This is a genomic window from Paenibacillus sp. Y930, assembly GCF_056786375.1.
In genome coordinates this window covers 206279-225025 of sequence record NZ_JBXCIX010000004.1, presented here as the reverse complement: position 1 = coordinate 225025, position 18747 = coordinate 206279, and the positions used below count along the sequence as shown (strand labels likewise).

Below are 18747 nucleotides of genomic sequence, written 5' to 3'. Positions count from 1 at the left end.
TGGAAGGATCCTCCTAAAACTTTCTCTTGCGCGCAGCCTCAGACTTATTCTTACGCTTTACGCTTGGCTTTTCATAGTGCTTACGTTTCTTAACCTCTGCCAAGATACCATCTTTTGCAGTGGAACGCTTAAAGCGACGAAGCGCAGCATCAATAGTTTCGTTTTTACGAACTTTAATTTCAGACACCAGTTATCCCTCCCTCCGAAACAGACCGTCCAGAGTTAATTACACGGTTTATCAACCTTAATTATACGTTAAAAAATAAGGCAATGTCAACTTCTTAATCAGAACTTATTCTGCTAATAAAGGACCCATCATTTTTCCAGCTAATAGATGGAAATGTAAATGGTATATAACCTGCCCACCATCAGCGTTAACATTGTTAATTAGACGGTATCCAGCCTCGGCATAACCTTCAGTTTCTGCAATATGACGAGCAGCTGCAAAAATCTCAGCAACAGCTAGATCATCCTCGCGCGAGACATCATTCATCGTAGCAATATGCTTCTTCGGAATGATTAAAATATGGGTAGGTGCTACCGGCGAAATGTCTCTGAACGCAAGTACATGCTCATTTTCATATACTTTAGTCGAAGGAATCGTACCTTCTATAATTTTACAAAATAAACAATCCATTGTTTTTCCCTCCTTATTGTCGGTTATCATTATGTAACCTATACATCTAGTTTAGTTGATTTTATTGTACTGCTTCAACATTGACATATTGCTCGATCGCCTGGACTTGCTCAATCCAATCAAAACCGTTAGCTAATCTGATCATCGCATTTTTGTTACCTTCAACCTTAAAGTTAAAGCTATTCACGACCTGAGCTAAATACTCGGACCCTTCGATCATCGCATTCAATTGGTCAAGTTCGGCTTGCGTAAGCTCGCCTTCTTGAGCAGAGATCAATTGAAGTTGCTCCTCAATTAGTTGTATCCATTGAAGCTCCTCTATAGCTTGAGCAGTAAAAGCAGTTTTTTCATAATCATGAGCAATTGCAATCAAATGAGACAGTTCTTGTTTCACTTCAACCACTAACGGAATAGCATGTGCTGCCGTTAATCTTGCCAGCTTATGATCTTCTGATGAAAAATCTACAATATCGTAATTGTACTGTAGCAGCAGTGTGTTTTTCTCATTGAACGTAGCTACATGAGAAAAAATATGTTTGCCCGTTTCGGCTTTTTGATCTTGACCATAACTCATATTTTTTGTTGCAAACAAAACAGTAAGCATTGCACAAGCAACTAGCAGAACTAACGTTACAGCCAATGCAATTGGCTTTTTCCCTGTTGATTCAACCTGCTTTTCTGAAATCTGTTGACTCACTTTTTTCCCTCCGATTACTGTGAATATTTAATCAAGCTCAAAAAGCAAGATTTTTGAACTACCCTTTCAATGAAGGTTCAAAAAGCGGGCTTTCGAAAGCCGAGAAGATGGAGCGCTACTTGAGAAAGGCGGAAGCGCAAGTGTACATGTTTGGTACACGCGAACCGTACTTTCCAAGTTCGCTTCATATTCGATGTCGAATAACCGTCCTGCATCACTTCGTTATCAAAGTCTGCTTTTTGAACTACTGCTAAAGTTGGATTGCTTGACCTCCGTCGAAGAAGAACAGATAAATCTCATCAACTTTACGATGCAAAATCATCTCTAAGCCACGAGCATACATTTCTAATTGGAAACGATGTACTTCTGCCTGCTCTGCCCAATTTCCATTAAATATGCGACCGGTCTTATAATCGACTAATACTAGACCACGTTCATCTTCAAATATACAGTCAATAATACCTTGGATAAATACTTTTTCGTTAACTATCGTTACATCCATATTACGATGAACTTCGTGTGCAGGCAACATAAAGCTGAATGGAAGCTCTCGTTTCAGCCAAGTAGCATGCTGCATACGATGACCTAGCTCAGTTTGAAATAGCTCTGCAATTGCCTTTATGTTAATAACTTGAGCTTGGGTCATCGTAATAATTTTCAAATGTAACATTCGCTCTATACTTTGCTTAATTACTTGTTCATCTATATTCAATGTCAACGGAATATGCTGCATCATCAAATGATTGATTGAACCTTTTTCTGTAGCTGTAATCTTTTTGGCTTCCATAAAAGATGGTCGTTCAAGATGTAGTGTATACTCTTTTGCTATAGTAGCCCCAGTATGTTCTCCGGCACCATCTTCATTACTAGTTCCATCTTTAACTATACCGTTACCTGCTTCATAGAACGTTTCCGCTTGCTCTGCAAAGGCAGCCTGAAGTCGCTTCATCTCTGTGATCGATGCCTTCGAGCCAATCGTCGTCGCCCCGATATAAGCATATTCTCGATCCAACTGAGCACGCAATTGCTGATCTTCAACAACATCATCTAACTGAGCTAACACTTGCAGGGCAGTCATTCTCTCTGTTCTTACAAGCTCATCATCTGAAGTTGTCTCAGCTTGAGCATCGTCCATTATTATAAGTGACTCAGCACCCACAATAGATACGATCCAGTCTAGAGGACTAACGACTGACCCTTTCATTGGCTCGTCTGCGGATAATTGCAATTCTGATGCAACTAGCGGTGCAATCCAATCTAAGTAGCAAGATGCGGCAGCAATACTAGATTGTTGTAATGTGCCGTCAGTAGCTAGTGATGAGCTCCATTTCGGTAGTTGCTTCGGTAATCTACCACTTGTCCCAAGCAAGTACAACTTTTCTTTCGGTCTCGTCAAAGCCACATACAATATGCGCATTTCTTCAGCTAACAATTCCATTTTCATTGAACGTCGAATCGCATAATAGGGCAATGATGGATAGCTAATGCGCATTGTAGAATCAACATATTTCGGACCGAAGCCTAATTCCTTATGGTAGAGAAATGAAGCATTCAAATCTTGTTCATTGAATTTTTTACCTAGACCTGCAACGAACACAATCGGAAATTCCAGTCCTTTGCTTGCATGTGTCGTCATAATCTTTACAACATCTTCTTGTTCACCAATTGCCAGTGCAGTACCAAGATCATTACCATTCGCACGCATCCGCTCAATGAATTTCAAGAAACGGAACAGCCCTCGGAATGAAGTAGCCTCATATTGGCGTGCTCTGTCATGTAGTGCTCGTAAATTCGCTTGCCGTTGCACTCCGGCTGGAAGACCGCCTACAAAATCATAGTAACCTGTTTCTTCATAGATCAACCAAAGCAGATCAGATAGCGAGCCCTCGCGTGCACGATTACGCCATTGCTCAAGCTTATGTAAGAAGAAAGACAACTTCTGACGACCTTCTAGTTCATAGTTATCACTTCCAGCTGCATATATAATCGCATCGTAGAAATTCCGTTCCATGGAAAGAATTCGAATTTGCGATAATTGTTCAGCAGTTAGACTGAATAACGGTGAACGTAAAGTTGCTGCTAGTGGTATATCTTGATAGGGATTATCAATAACTTGCAAGCAAGATAACATCGTCTGTACTTCAATCGCTTCGAAATAGCCACTTCCAATACTAGAGTAGGCAGGTATCCCTGCTAATTGTAGCTCTTCAAGAAAGACGGGCGCCCATGCTGAAGTGGCACGCAATAGTATCACGGTATCGCGCCATTTCATAGGACGATATGATGCTAATTTACTATCGAAAACCTTACTTTGTTGTTCACGCAGCGCTAATAATTGTTGCGCGATATAGCGTGCTTCTAGTTGTGCAACATTCAATTCTTCTACCTGCTCAGCAGTAGAGCTATCCGATTGCTCATCTTGCTCACTCGATTGTTCCTCGGCAACACGCTCTCCACGATCAATGATTGTAAGCTGAACTTTGCATTGCTCCATTGATATTGGAGCTTCATAATAAGTAGCACCGTGCACAAGCTCTGCACGATGATCATATTCCATCTCAGCTACTTTTTCTTTCATTATCGCTCGAAATACTTCGTTAACTGCATCAACAACTTGTGAGCGACTACGGAAATTACGAGCAAGATCAATACGTTTTCCACCCTCAGTAGTAGAGGCTGATTCCGAGCTATACTTCTTATATTTCTCTAGAAACAACTTAGGCTCTGCCAAGCGAAAACGATATATACTTTGCTTCACATCGCCAACCATAAAGCGATTTCCTATATGCTGATTAGCAATTAATCGTACAATGGTTTCCTGTACCATATTCGTATCTTGATATTCGTCCAACAATATCTCATCAAATTGCTGCTGATAATCCTTTGCCGCTTCTGATGGAATGAGACGTTCTGAAGTTGACGCTTTATCTAATAAAATAGCTAAGCTATAATGCTCTAGATCACCAAAATCAAGCAATCCTTTTGCACGTTTCGTCGCTTCAAATGTCGAACTAAAGTCATGAATGAGCGCTACCAATGCTTTCATTAGCGGAGCAAGCTCCGTTAACTCTTCTAGAAATTGCTCTGCGCTTCTTCCAAAGTAATCGCTGGCAATCGATTGAACTGTATCTTTCCCTTGCTCACGATAATTTTTGGCGCGATCTTGCAAATCTTTATCATGATCTTTCCCGCGCAACGGTGCTAATTTTGCAAATTGAACGTTAGCGAATAGATCAGCCCATTCTCGCCAAGGCAGCTGTTGCAATTGATGCTGCAATGCTGTGATCACTTCAATATCAGCTTCGAAAGTTGAGGCATACGCATACGGACCTGCTGGTAGCTTTGTTAATGATAGTGCTTGCTCGAAAGCACTTATCGCTCCTTCAAGCTTCAAATGCACATCATCCGTAATTTGCTGCACCCATACACTTTGTTCTAGCTCATCGATACTCGAAATGTGATAAGGCTTAAGTGTATCGTTAAGCCACTGAGCTGGCCACGGATGCGATCGCGAGAATAGATATAGCCTTTCCACAAGCTGAAATAGTGGATCATCACCTTTCTCTCCACCATAGCTATTAACTAGCCTAAGAAAATCTCCACCTCCCGCTCCATCCACATCACTATAACGCTGCTCAAATAGCTCATTCATCACATCAGCACGAATTAATTCAATTTCCGTCTCGTTAGCAATCCGAAAGCCGGGATCAAGATCAATCAATGAATAATATTTGCGAATCACTTCCATACAAAAGGAATGGAGCGTTGTAATTGACGATTTCCCCATCAATGCCAGCTGCTTGCGCAAATGATCTGAATCGGGTTCTTCCTCAAGTTTCTTCTCCAATGCAATTTTCAGACGATCTTTCATCTCTGCTGCTGCCGCATGAGTAAACGTAGCAACAAGTAAGCGATCGACGTCAGTGTTGGAAGCGACTTTTCGAATAATCCGTTCCACTAATACGGCTGTTTTTCCCGAACCAGCCGCCGCCGCTACTAATATATTAGATCCATCAGACACGATCGCTTCATACTGTTCATCTGTCCAGCGAGGTGCATTCGCCGATGATTGTCCACTCATTACAGTCACTCCCCTAACTCACGCCAAATCTCATCCTCAGACGCTTTAGCTAATTTTCGATAATGATTACCTTCAATCATTGGATCAAACTGACATACTGCTTTATAGTCGCAAAATTGACAAGGTGTTCGATCTCCTAATTGATAAGGCTCAATAGAAACGACGCCAGCTTGAATGTCTTGTCCAATATTCTTGATCTTCCCTTTCACAAATCCACGTAACGTATCCCATTGATCATGACTAACAACCGATGCACTACTATAGAAGCTATCGTCCTTCTTCACCGCAACAGGAAGAATTTGCGAATAGCCTGTTTCTAACTCACTATCCATCATTCGTACCACGGTTGTATCAGCAGTTAATAAGCCCTTCATCTTATAGCGCTTCAACATAAGCTCATTTGCTTCATCACTGCTAATTCTATTTTTTACTTGTAGTAGTGGATTATGAACATGGAAATATAGAACTCCGGCTGGTGATACTTTCTGCTTCAGCCATCCTTCACCATGCGTCATTAATACATCAAGATAAGTTAACATTTGCAGGGATAAACCGTGAACGACTTCATCTAGCTTCAACGATTGACTGCTAGATTTATAATCTAATACACGCAGCAAAAGTCCTTGATCACTCTGCGCGGCATCTATTCTGTCAATGCGACCGACAATTTCTAATACATTGCCGTTATCAAGCCTTATTTGCAAGGCAGGCATACTACCATTTGGTCCAAAATCAACTTCCGTACCTACAGGGTTAAATTCTGCGCGTCCTGCATGTTCGCCAAGCATAATCGCAGCTTGCATCACAATTTCTTTCAATTTACGTGCGATATATCGGAATCGCTCACTACTTAATAATATTTGCGATTGCAGTCTAGGTACTAGCTGATCAACGATAAGACTAACTTCTTGCTTCACCTTATCTTGAGACATTCTACCCCAGCTACTACCGAGTTCATTGGCAAGTTTACCGAGCGCAGCATGGAATAATTGCCCCATATCAGGTGCTTCTAGCCGATACAACTTCCGTTCTTTGAGACGTAGTCCATAGATCGAAAAATGCTGAAATGGACATGAGACGAAGCGTTCTACGCGCGACACACTCATTCGCATTTGTGCACCATATAGCCCTCTAGCCGTTTCTATTTGCAGGGGCAATTCAATGTTTTGGAACTGTAGCGAACGAAGCAACGCTACTAATTTGGGAGCATATTGTGGTCGTATCGCATACCAATTATACAAATCCCACCATAGTTGAGGGAGCTTTTTTCCTTGTTTCCATTCACGCAGCATTACGATTAGATATGTCATTGCCGCATCTGGATGAGCTAGAAAGGCAAGTTGGTCTTGCTCACTCATCGTCAAATGAGGTTCAATTGCAATATGCTGAACATGTACCATCGGAAACTGATAACGCATTTGGCGAATAATTTCTGAAGGTAGAATACTTTTCCCCTCTTCATCTGCTAGCGGATAACTAATCCATAATTTAGAGGAGGCTCTCGTTAATATTTGATAGATCAAGAAGCGTTCATCAAGCAATTTACGGCGAGAACTAGGTGCCATAGCAAGTCCATCTGTAGCTAATTGCTCACGGTCTGCTTCAGATAATAAGCCATCCTCTTGCATCCTCATCGGCAATACACCATCTGATGCTCCGATAATGTAGCATGCCTTCACATTCGATAGACGAGTTCTCTCCATCGTGCCAATCACAACTTGATCCATTGCTGGCGGTATAGATGCTAACTGTAGACTATCTAATCCAGCTTGAATCATTCCAGAAAATAATTCCGTTGAAACTTGTTCGTCACCTGCTAGCTCTACGAGTTCATCTAATAGCCCCATCACATTACCCCAAAGCTGGCGATGCGTACGAGCCATCATCAAATTGCCACGTTCATGCTCTGCATCACTCCAACGCTCTAACCGCTGTGCGACTTGTGCATAATCAAGTAATTCATATAACGCCTGACACATTTGACGCACATTACTTGCTTGTGCCAGCTTCTCGGCTAACTGCTCAAGTGGAGGCATAATACATCCTCTAGCAGCTATTGAAATATCTAATTCACGTTGCGCTTTATCTGATATATGATAAGCCGTCTCTTCTTCTTCATCGAGTGATACGGTGGCTAACGCCTTCCAGTAGTTCGTATCATTCCATTTCCAGCCATTAATACCGGAAGCGAGTACATAATTTTCTAATATATCAAACCATTCACGAGGGATCGATTCATCTTGTGGAAATAACATTTCCGTCTTAATACAACGGAACATCGCATCATATTGCCAACCATGAACGATGCTTTCCAAAGCAGATGAAATAAATTCAACGAACGGATGATATAATGTTTTCTGCTTCTGATCCATAAAAAATGGAATTTGATAGCGACGGAAAACAAGTTCAATATAATCACTATAGCCTTCTAGATTCCGTACTAATACGGCCATATCGCGCCAACGATAACCATGTTCATGGACTTGAATTAATAGTTGACGTGCTATCTCTTCAATTTCAGTACGTCGATTGGCCGAGGCTGCTAACTGAATAGCTAAACCTTCATTCTGCTGCGCTTCCGATAGTTGGTACACTTTACGAGTACCGTAACTTTTCTCGAGAAAAGCAAGTGACTCAACATTTCCAAATCTCGAAGCTGTAGTAGGTTCTAGAATGATCGACTCTTCAACTTCAACCCCATACTGCTCGGCTAATTGCGTAATCCTTTGATAAGTCTCCGCAGTTTGATGGAATAAATTCAATTCATCAATTGGTTCATCAACGCCATACTCACGATCAAGTGTCAATGCGATCGTCATATGGGCACTATTAGCCATTAGCGCGCCAAGCGCTTCATATTCCGTTGGTGTTAGACCATGAAAGCCATCTACCCATACACGGCATCCCTTGAGCGAACTAGCCTGTGGTAATCCTTGAACCATAAACGATAAGTAATCTTCAGAATCCACATACTTTTGCAGAAGTTCTTGCTCCATTTGCGCATAAAGCAAACCCATATCATGAAGTTTTTTCTGCAGCAGCTGAGAGTAATCTGATCGATCCGTCTGAATTAATTGCTGCACTTGCTCCGCCGAAACGCCATATCGCTTCCACTCTGTAATCATATTAACAAGTCGCTCAATAAAACCGGCTTGATCTTCACTGTTTTTGAATAATTGCAGCTCAGAGGCATAGCGATTAACAAGTTTGTATAGAAGCATATGCTTACCCGTCTCCGTAATCGGAACAAGCGCAGTGCCACCCGTTTCCTGCATCACTCGAAACGCAAGTCTGCGAAAGCTAAGTGCCTGCGCTCGCAGCATCCCTTGAGGTTCACCTTGATCAATTAATTCATATTCCATTTGGAATGAAGCTTGCTCTGGCGTAAGTAAAATGAGGGGAGAACCGAGTGGGTCGCTCTTTAATTCATTTCTTATTTGTTCTAGGCAGTAATGTGTTTTACCGCTTCCGGCACGGCCTAATACGAATCTAATAGACATTCTCTCTCCCCCTTCCTATATAGGTAGTTCAAAAAGCGGATTTTGATAACGATGAATATTCTGACGTAGCATACTCGGCATCGCAGGTGAAGCGAACTTGGAAAGTACGGTTCGCGTGTACCAAACATGTACACTTGCGCTTCCGCCTTTCTCAAGTAGCGCTTCACCTGCTCGATTCTGAAAGCCCACTTTTTGAACCTTCATTTGAAGCTTCGGGCGTGGCCGCTTGTGTACTCGTACCGTATACGTTGCTGGGTTTCATTATCTCATCTTTTTGAACCTTTATATTAATTACGTTTTGAAGTTACTTCAAATATTGCGAACTTTAAGTAATGACTTTCAGTTACGCCTAAAATTTGTGGGTGATCCTTGCCTGCTGCACGCCATTCTACGAGGCGCAGTACTTTACCAGCATCTTTGGCCGCTTCTTGAATCGCTTCAAGGAACAATTCAGGTCGCATATGGTATGAACAGCTTGCTGTTACAAGATAGCCACCTTCATTCACAAGCTTAAGTCCTTGTAGGTTAATATCTTTGTAGCCACGCTTCGCTCCTTCGACTGCAGAACGAGTTTTTGCAAATGCTGGCGGATCAAGAATAACTACATCCCATGAACGTCCTTCATTTTCCAGCTTTTTAGATGTATCAACACCGCCGTTAGCACGCTGTTTGCGATCATCTAACCCTTTAACTTGTGTACGTAAATATTCAAATGCATCGGCAACTACGAATTCTACACGATCTGTAAAACCATTACGTTCCACATTACGCTTTGCCGTATCAATCGCATGTGCGGATACATCTAAGCAAGTGACTTGTTTGGCACCATATTTGCAAGCATGCAATGTGAAGCTTCCTGTATGCGCAAAGCATTCTAATACGGTTGCACCATCCCAATAAGGGAATGTAACTTCTTTTCCATTGCGATTAACTGGTGCAGTACGACCATCTTCAAGTGTAGATAGCGCAATTCCACTACGCTCTCCCCAGCCTTTCATTAACGGCTCAAGTGATGCACGATTTTCACGTTGATCGAAGAAATAGCCGGTTTTCTGACCTTGAACGATATCGACTTCCATCAATAAACCATTTTCACTAATTTCAACAATCGAAGGACATTCACCATAAATAACACCTGTACGTTCTTCTAATCCTTCAAGCTTACGAACACTTACATCGCTACGCTCGTAAATACCTTTTGGTTGAAACACTTCGATCAGAGCTGCGATCAGTGCTTCCTTATGCTTTTCCATACCTAAAGACAAAATTTGTAATACTAATACATTTTCAAAACGGTCGACGATAAGACCTGGTAAGAAATCAGCCTCGCCATATACTAACCGACAATCTTGATCCTTCACAAAACGAGCACGGTGTACTTTACAACGAATTAATCGTTCTACAAAAAAGGCTTGATCCATTGTCTCAATAGATTCATAGGAAACGATACGTACTGTAATTTGTGAAGCAGGGTTCCAATATCCTGTCGCCAAATATTTCCCATTATGGGCAACGACATCTACCAAGCTACCAGGTTCAAGACCTTCCTGATCTACTTGTTCAATTTCACTTGCATATACCCAAGGATGAGCTTCTTCTATTCTCTTTTTACGTGCTTTTATTAATTTCACAATTGCATTTGCCATTGTATATGTTCCTCTCGTGTTTACAAATTGTTATTAATGTTGCATTTTGCTTTTATCTTAACCTTGTCATGCTTGTCTACTTTTTCGCATACGTTAAATCAATGACAATATGTTAGTGAAAGGAAACGGGACATGATAAGCGCAATAATCTTTCATAGTATTTTAGGCTTTTCAATCTTTATGTGTGGGATGAAATTAATGGAATTAGCATTATTCCGCTTAGGTGGACCTACTTTTCTACGCCTATTAGAGCGTTCTACTCGCACTCCACTCCATGGTCTTATGCTAGGTACTGCAAGTAGCGCCTTCTTACAAAGTAGCACTGCCGTAACGGTATTATCAATTGGCTTCGTTAATAGCCGCTTACTCCCCTTCTCACGCACTTTAGGCATTATTCTCGGCACTAATATCGGGACATGCCTAACGACTGAGTTAATAGGACTAAATATTCATCACCTTGCCAAACCGTTAATGATTGGTGCACTTATTCTTTGGGGGATCACAGTTCTACTTGTCGAGTATCGCATTATACCTTCACTATATCAATGGAAAGGCAGCGAATTGATTCGATCACTTTCCATTGTATTATTCGGGTTTGGTACGCTACTGCTTGGATTAACCGTTATGCAAGGAATTGGACCTGTTATTCAAAGCTCAGAATTATTTCATTGGTTTCTAGCACAAGCGCAGACTACCCTTTGGTGGGGCATACTATCGGGCGCAGTACTAACAGCACTTATCCATAGTGGAGCAGCTGTCATCGGTATGATTATGGGGATTGCCGCACTTGGTGTACTCCCGCTAGATCTAAGTATTGCAATCGTTCTAGGTTGTAATATAGGTACATGTGTAACTGCGATCATCGCCTCACTTGGCGGTTCAAAAGGGGGACGATACGTCGCTATAGCGCATCTCGTTCTTAATATAGGAGGAGCATTACTATTCTTCCCATTTATCGACATACTTGCAACTGCCGTAATGTGGACGACAACCTCTATAGCAACAGCGATCGCACATGCACAAACGTTATTCAACATCATCTGTTCATTCATCGCATTACCGATATGCTATCTAAAATGGTTCAAACGCCTCGACTAGACGGACTTTGATAACGATGAGTGAGCTAACGTAGCATACTCGACATCGAATATGAAGCGAACTTGGAAAGTACGGCATAAGCTTCCGATGTATGTTTCTTGCAGAAACATTGTAGGTCCGCGTGTACGTAATCATGTACACTTGCGCTTCCGCCTTTCTCAAGTAGCGCTCCATCTTCTCGGTTCTGAAAGTCCGCCCTTTTGAACAACCTCTACAAAGAGAAGAAAGGATTCCTTATTCCTTCTCTTCAAGAAGTCCATAAGAAATCCTTAATCTATATTGTTCAAATCATTGTAGCCCTCTAAGTTAGCCTTGTGCTGCAATGCTTTGTGTATCTATTACATTAGAATAGCTATCCATCACACGAACAAGCTGACCTTTACATTCGTTCACGCCTGCTTCGGTAATTTTCACGCGGCAAATTTGACCGATAAGTTCTTCTGATCCTTCAAATACGACAGTAATATAGTTATCAGAATGACCGCTAATTAGACCGCTACCTTCATGGCCTTTATGCTGACGTTCAGGGATAACGTCTAACAGTTCTCCCACGAACTTCTGCGCATATTTCAATTGCATCTCTTCTGATAGTTCAATGAGACGATGGACACGCTCATTTTTCACTTCTTCATCAACCTGATCAGTCATACGTGCAGCAGGAGTTCCTGTACGCTTAGAATATGGGAATACATGCATCTCGGAAAAACCTAGCTCTTCCATAAAGCGATAGCCCTCTTCAAATGACTCATCCGTTTCACCTGGGAAGCCAACAATAATATCTGTTGTAATCGCAACGCCAGGCATCGCTTCTTTCAACCGTCTCACTTTCTCTGCAAATTGCTCCGTTGTATATTTACGACGCATTCGCTTTAAGACACTATTCTCACCCGCTTGAAGTGGAATATGTAGATGCCGGCACATTTTTGTTGATTTGTTCAATACTTCAATCATCTCATCGTCAATCTGACTAGCTTCAATGGAGCTAATACGAATACGTTCCAAACCTTCTACTTTATCCAAATCCCATAGTAGACGTGTTAGATTGTAATCTTCCATATCATCCCCGTACCCACCAGTATGGATGCCAGTCAGTACGATTTCCTTATAACCAAAAGCGACTAATTGCTTCGCTTGTTCGATAACCGTCCCGGCCTCACGAGAACGAGACAAGCCACGTGACCATGGAATAATGCAGAATGTGCAGAAGTTATTACAGCCTTCTTGTATTTTCAGAAATGCTCGTGTGCGTTCCGTAAAGTTCGGCACGTCAAGCTCCTCAAAATGACGAGTTTTCATAATATTGCGGACAGCATTAACTGGCTGGCGCTCTTCTTGAATTTGCTTCACATACGTCATTATTTTTTCGCGATCTTGTGTACCAATAACAAGATCGACGCCTTCGATCGCCATAATTTCCGCTGGAGAAGTTTGAGCATAGCAACCTGTTACAGCAATAATTGCATCAGGATTACGACGAACTGCACGACGAATAATTTGACGACTTTTTTTGTCACCAGTATTCGTTACAGTACAAGTATTAATCAGATATACATCAGCGGTTGATTCAAAATCAACCTGCTCATAGTTATTGTCCTTAAAAACTTGCCAAATTGCCTCTGTATCGTAAAAGTTTACTTTACAGCCTAGCGTATAAAATGCGACCGTTGACATAAGGTCACATGCCCCCCATCTCACCTGATTCATATAGTACGCAGGATAGTCCAACTATTCCCGCGGTTTCAGCACGCAATATTCTTTTCCCTAACCCTACTAGCTTAGCTCCTGCACTTTCAGCTTGACTAGCCTCTCGCTGGGCAAATCCACCTTCTGGACCAGCAATAAGCAATACATTCGGAGAACTAATACCATCGGCTATACATTGCTCTTTAAATGGTAGCAGTACATTTCTTAGATGAATACCTTGACCATCTCCATCTACTTTTTCATAGCAGAATAGAACAAGATCGTATAAATCAAAACTATTAAGTAGTTGCTTCCAGCTCAATGGCTCGACAATCGTCGGAACGCTATTTCGATGCGCTTGCTCAGCTGCCTCTTTGGCAATTTTGCTCCAGCGTTCAAGTCGTTTCGCTTCTTTCTTACGATCATATTGCACAATGACTCGTTCAGATTCAAATGGAATAAACGAAGATGCGCCTATTTCTGTACATTTCTGAACAATAAGTTCCATTTTGTCACCCTTCGGCAGTCCTTGTGCTATCGAAACTCTCCACTTCGCCTCTGCATCAAGTGGCAATTGCTCCACAATCGTAAGCTGAACCTGCTTTGCCTCAAGCTCTGTAATTTCCGCTAGAACCGTTCGCTCCTGTCCGTCGCTTACAATAACTTGATCGCCTTCCTTCATCCGCATGACACGAATGATATGATGAGCATCTTCATCTTGAATGATAATGCCATTATCCACGAACTGCTCTTTACTTACAAAATATCTTTGCATTTCATTCATCCTTTAATCAATATAACTAACCTAATCTCTCAAATACTTATTTCCAATTCATTCTAAAAAATTGACATAAAGAAAGTAAATATATTAACACTCATGTTCTGACCAAGCTGTAATACAGGGCTAATAGTAACTGCTCTCAACGGTGGAATAAATACCATTAATAAAAATATTATTGAACCCCAATGAGCATTCTGTTCCAACTTGAAGCGCGTACGTAAAGGAAGGAATTCCGATACGATACGGTAGCCATCAAGTGGTGGCAACGGAATTAAGTTAAATACGAATAACAAGAAGTTATATCGAATCATTAATTCAAAAAACAAAGTAAGTGCATTCGTAACGCCTTCAGATCCAGCAAATAACCATCCAGTTTTTATAAAAACAACATAAACAATAATCGAAATAATACCTAATATTAAGTTACTCAATGGCCCGACTAGTGACACAATAACACTCATGGTACGAGGGTTTTTGAAACGACTAGCTCTAACAGGAACTGGCTTCGCCCAACCAAAGCCAGCTACGATAATTAAGATGAAGCCTAACCAATCCAGATGCACCATCGGATTTAGTGAGACACGCCCTTCACGATAAGCCGTGTCATCACCAAATTTATAAGCACTATAAGCATGAGCAAATTCATGTACAGTAAATGCAATAAGTAAAACTAATATAATAAACGGAAGTTCGTCAAACGGAAAATTACTAAAACTCATTAGTTCACCTGTGGCTTACGAGCAACGAAAGCAAGCCAATCCTCATCACGATGTTTGTCGGCAATTTCAAACCCTGCTGCAATTAATCCTTGTTCCACTAATTCTTCTTTGTTTTTCCAAATACCAGATGCAATATAAGTTCCCCCCGGTTTCAACGCTGCAAATACATCATCAACAAATAACATAATAATCTCTGCCAATATATTCGCTACAACAAGATCAACCGGTAGTTTCACTGTTAATTCATCGGTATTATCCTTACTTTCAAGTACGCCTAGCAGATCACTAAGCTTCACCTCTGCACGATCGGATAAATTGTTCAAGCTAATATTTTCGATCGCACTTGATACGGCAACTGGATCAAGGTCTAGAGCTAGCACATTTTTCACACCTAACTTCAACGCTCCAATAGCTAGCACTCCTGAACCCGTTCCTACATCAATCATTTCCTCTCCACCTTTAATGACGGCTTCAAGTGTTTTCAAGCAAAGTGATGTTGTCGGATGTGTACCCGTTCCAAAGGCCATTCCTGGATCAAGCTCGATAATTAGTTCATTTTCGGAAGCCTCATACTGCTCCCAGGTTGGCTTGATCGTGATTCGATCTGTAATTTTAATCGGGTGGAAATATTCCTTCCACGCATTAGCCCAATCCTCATCATCAACTTCCACGTAGCTATACTCGACATTACCAGGATCGATGCCAAATTCTCTAAGTTCCTCCACACGAGGAGTTATGTCTGCAATAAGCTGATCCATATCGATTTCTTCTGTATAGTAGCCTTTAATAATCGCTACACCTTCAGGAATATCATTAAGCGCACGATCATACCACTCACCGTACTTCGTATCACGAGGTTTATTCATATTTTCAGACTCTTCGATCGAAACGCCGCCCGCACCATGCTCATGTAAAAAATTCGATATCATTTCAGTTGCAACCTCAGTTGTTGCAATCGTAAGTTCATACCATTTCATTATGTAAACCTCCATCTTTTTACGGCAAATTACAGCAAGCCTATTCTCTATTGTACAACAGCTAGATGCTCTTGACAAAGTCTTGCTAGAAATATTGAAAGAGTTACTTATCTTTTTCGATTGACCTTGAGAATGATTATCGTCACTTTAGATAATTCGATAAATTAATTAAGGCAGTGACAACGTCGTTGAGGAAAAATGACTTTGTCACTGCCTGATTTGTTTGTATCGTTGTGCCGAGTTCAATAAGTATAAATATAACCATCCTTAAACTTGACGATCAATTTGAAGCTTAGTTGTGTAGCAGATTCCATATCTAATTTTAATTCCGGGTAGTCCTCTCTAAACACAATGTTATGCTTAAATGAGTATTGCGAGTTGTCGTCTTGTTTGCCCTGTTCAGGTTCAAGTCCATTGTCGATCGCGAATTGCTCCAAAGTGACGGATTGATCAATTTGCCCAGATGCAAGTGCAATCTTATATTTATTTTCTATTTGAGTATAATTGCCTGCCCGCTGTTCTACTTGCTGCGTCACATCGACCTCATCATACCGCTCGTTACCTTTCCACACTTGAATGAGTACCTGCTCCATTTCCATTCCTGTAAAGCCCAAATCCTTGATGGAAAATGCGAAGTCTATATTCAGCCGATCCTGTGAAGTTTCAGTCCCGCTACCGTTCATGGAAACACGGTTTACATAAATATCATCATAGAGCGGAAGTAGTTGCTCGGAAACATTCAATTTCTTTTGCCCTGTTACAGCGCTTTGCTCCCATACATCAAATCGGTAATTATGATCAAGTGACATCTCTAGCGTAGTCCCGTAACTCAACCCGCTTTGCCCAACTAGAGTAGCATCCTTCGGCTGATCATCATCTTGGGCACTATAAGTGATTGAGATTTCGGCTAATGGCGCCACCTCTTTTAAAGTGACCTTTAACTCGATCTGTGCCTTTTTCTGCACGGGATCAACATCCAGCAAAGTATAGTCAACCTGGGAAATCTTATCTGTCTGAGCCCTTAGCTCGTTACCTACACCGTTAATAATTCTGTTTTCTAATGACATCATATTATTTTGCATAGAGTTCATGTCTGCACTAGTTTGCGTTTGGTAATTGCCGATTTTCTTTCCGAGGGAATTACCGAAATACAACATTACTATTAGATTCAAAACTAATAATACAATGATCACATTCTTCTTATCCATAAAAAATCCCCCTATAGTTAACAGTGTTAAGTCCATCTTATCCGAACTTTATTCTCACCGTCTACCATAAGGGGATAATACTAACACAAACACCATTTGTAGCTTGTTATGTTACAATTTCTTATTAGATCTTTGCACTATTACACTAACCCTATTTCTGTTCACATCTAATGAACGGCTATCCTCTTGATCGTCCACTGTCAATTCTTCTGCAAACTCTTCTTCATCCCAATTAACAGGCAAATCTCCGAAATTAACTTTTTTCATTTCATTTTTTTCGTCATACATACGATGCCCTCCCATAATCGACGAGCAAACTTCTCATCTTAATTAAGTGAACCTGAAGTAAATTTTCTGTTCGACTATAGTATGAGCATGATATGACGTTCTATTCATCTTTACTGTGTAGTCAGATTAACGTAGAAAGCAAAAAGAGGACCTCTACCTACGTATAGGTACAGAATCCTCTCCCTTATTTGGATTGATTACTCTCCACGAAATGCTTTTTTCATTTTATCGAAAATCGATTCGTGATGTTCTTCAGTCACGGTAGCTGGTTCGCTAGAACCACCGAATTGGCGAAGCAATTCCTTCTGTTCATCTGATAGCTTAGTTGGCGTGACAACAGTAACCTTCACATGCTGGTCACCAGCACCTATTCCGCGAAGCTTAGGTACACCTTTCCCTTTTAGGCGGAAGTATGTGCCTGTTTGCGTGCCTGCTGGAATTTTCAACTTAACTCGTTCATTCAATGTCGGAATTTCGATCTCAGCACCCAATGCAGCTTGCACGAAGTTAATCGGCACTTCACAATAGATATCATCGCCTTCACGATCAAAGAATTCATGACTCTTCACACGCAGAACGATATATAGATCACCTGCTGGGCCGCCTTTTGAACCGCCCTCACCTTCGCCACTAATGCGAATTTGAGAACCTTCATCAACACCTGCAGGAATATTAACTTTAATACGACGTTGTTTCTTCACACGACCTTCGCCTTGGCAAGTTGTACATTTCTCTGGAATAATTTTACCAGTTCCACGACAAGTTTGACATACACGACGATTAGCAATACGACCAAATGGTGTATTCTGAACCACTTCTTGTTGTCCAGAACCATGACATGTCGAACATGTTTTCGGTGATGTCCCTGGCTTCGCACCCGAACCATGACATGGGTCACAATTTTCTGTGCGTGGAATTGTAATTTCAGTTTCCTTACCAAATACAGCTTCCTTAAATTCAATAGTCATCGTATATTGCAAGTCATTACCACGTTGTGGGGCGTTAGGATCACGCTGTCTACCTCCGCCACCAAAGAACATATCAAATATATCTCCAAAACCGCCTCCGAAGTCAGCGCCACCTGCGCCTCCCATGCCTTGGTTAGGATCAACATGACCATAACGATCATACGTATCACGTTTGCCTTCATCACTTAGTACATCATAAGCTTCTTTCACTTCTTTGAACTTCGTTTCAGCATCCGCTTCTTTATTAACGTCCGGATGATATTGACGTGCTAATTTACGATACGCCTTCTTCATATCTTCTGCCGAGGAATCTTTACCAACTCCCAGCACTTCATAATAATCACGCTTGTTTGCCAACTGATCTCACCTCCGTACTAATCTATTAATATAAGTGCAATATTGTTATCTGTTCGCATAATCATCGTGTTCACAGGTAACAAGCAGAGAGAGGTCGAAGGCAGGGT

At 41.3% G+C, this 18747-nt stretch carries 15 protein-coding genes; 1 reads left to right on the top strand and 14 read right to left on the bottom strand.

Annotation, left to right across the window (positions count from 1 at the left end):
• Window positions 1-13 precede the first annotated feature (13 nt).
• From rpsU to AC1TO5_RS13315, 7 genes are all read right to left on the bottom strand, one after another.
• Complete coding sequence (gene rpsU / locus AC1TO5_RS13345; protein WP_482063317.1) at window positions 14-187, bottom strand: 30S ribosomal protein S21; 174 nt, start codon at window positions 185-187, stop codon at window positions 14-16.
• Window positions 188-292: 105 nt separating this feature from the next.
• Entirely contained in the window at window positions 293-637 is a 345-nt protein-coding gene (locus AC1TO5_RS13340; protein WP_482063316.1) for a histidine triad nucleotide-binding protein, read from the bottom strand.
• Window positions 638-698: 61 nt separating this feature from the next.
• The gene (locus AC1TO5_RS13335) at window positions 699-1334 is read right to left on the bottom strand and encodes a hypothetical protein (protein WP_482063315.1); all 636 of its coding nucleotides are present in this window, start codon (window positions 1332-1334) and stop codon (window positions 699-701) included.
• A 250-nt stretch (window positions 1335-1584) separates the two neighbouring features.
• A complete protein-coding gene (gene addA, locus AC1TO5_RS13330) occupies window positions 1585-5415 on the bottom strand; it encodes a helicase-exonuclease AddAB subunit AddA (protein WP_482063314.1) in 3831 nt (1276 codons plus the stop codon).
• A 5-nt stretch (window positions 5416-5420) separates the two neighbouring features.
• On the bottom strand, window positions 5421-8915 hold the full coding sequence (gene addB / locus AC1TO5_RS13325; RefSeq protein WP_482063313.1) for a helicase-exonuclease AddAB subunit AddB: 3495 nt from the start codon (window positions 8913-8915) through the stop codon (window positions 5421-5423).
• A 15-nt stretch (window positions 8916-8930) separates the two neighbouring features.
• On the bottom strand, window positions 8931-9104 hold the full coding sequence (locus tag AC1TO5_RS13320) for a hypothetical protein (protein ID WP_482063312.1): 174 nt from the start codon (window positions 9102-9104) through the stop codon (window positions 8931-8933).
• Between the two features lie 98 nt (window positions 9105-9202).
• Entirely contained in the window at window positions 9203-10561 is a 1359-nt protein-coding gene (locus AC1TO5_RS13315; protein ID WP_482063311.1) for a class I SAM-dependent rRNA methyltransferase, read from the bottom strand.
• A 132-nt stretch (window positions 10562-10693) separates the two neighbouring features.
• Between AC1TO5_RS13315 and AC1TO5_RS13310 the strand changes: the two genes are divergently transcribed.
• Window positions 10694-11659, top strand: coding sequence for a Na/Pi cotransporter family protein (locus AC1TO5_RS13310; protein ID WP_482063310.1), 966 nt, complete (start codon window positions 10694-10696; stop codon window positions 11657-11659).
• Between the two features lie 306 nt (window positions 11660-11965).
• On the opposite strand, the gene mtaB is transcribed toward AC1TO5_RS13310, so the two are convergent.
• From mtaB to dnaJ, 7 genes are all read right to left on the bottom strand, one after another.
• Window positions 11966-13330, bottom strand: a complete 1365-nt coding sequence (mtaB, locus tag AC1TO5_RS13305) for a tRNA (N(6)-L-threonylcarbamoyladenosine(37)-C(2))-methylthiotransferase MtaB (protein WP_482063309.1) — start codon at window positions 13328-13330, stop codon at window positions 11966-11968.
• A 4-nt stretch (window positions 13331-13334) separates the two neighbouring features.
• Window positions 13335-14117, bottom strand: a complete 783-nt coding sequence (locus tag AC1TO5_RS13300) for a 16S rRNA (uracil(1498)-N(3))-methyltransferase (protein ID WP_482063308.1) — start codon at window positions 14115-14117, stop codon at window positions 13335-13337.
• 62 nt (window positions 14118-14179) lie between these two features.
• A complete protein-coding gene (locus AC1TO5_RS13295; protein ID WP_482063307.1) occupies window positions 14180-14842 on the bottom strand; it encodes a site-2 protease family protein in 663 nt (220 codons plus the stop codon).
• Window positions 14842-15819, bottom strand: a complete 978-nt coding sequence (gene prmA, locus AC1TO5_RS13290) for a 50S ribosomal protein L11 methyltransferase (RefSeq protein WP_482063306.1) — start codon at window positions 15817-15819, stop codon at window positions 14842-14844. The genes AC1TO5_RS13295 and prmA overlap by 1 nt, the downstream gene beginning before the upstream one ends.
• Before the next feature lie 242 nt (window positions 15820-16061).
• Window positions 16062-17027, bottom strand: a complete 966-nt coding sequence (locus tag AC1TO5_RS13285; protein WP_482063305.1) for a hypothetical protein — start codon at window positions 17025-17027, stop codon at window positions 16062-16064.
• 111 nt (window positions 17028-17138) lie between these two features.
• Window positions 17139-17315 (bottom strand): hypothetical protein, encoded by a 177-nt coding sequence (locus AC1TO5_RS13280; RefSeq protein ID WP_482063304.1) that lies wholly within the window; start codon window positions 17313-17315, stop codon window positions 17139-17141.
• A gap of 197 nt (window positions 17316-17512) precedes the next feature.
• Window positions 17513-18640 carry a molecular chaperone DnaJ gene (gene dnaJ, locus AC1TO5_RS13275; RefSeq protein ID WP_482063303.1) on the bottom strand — a complete coding sequence of 376 codons (1128 nt, stop codon included), beginning with the start codon at window positions 18638-18640 and terminating at the stop codon, window positions 17513-17515.
• Window positions 18641-18747: the final 107 nt, after the last annotated feature.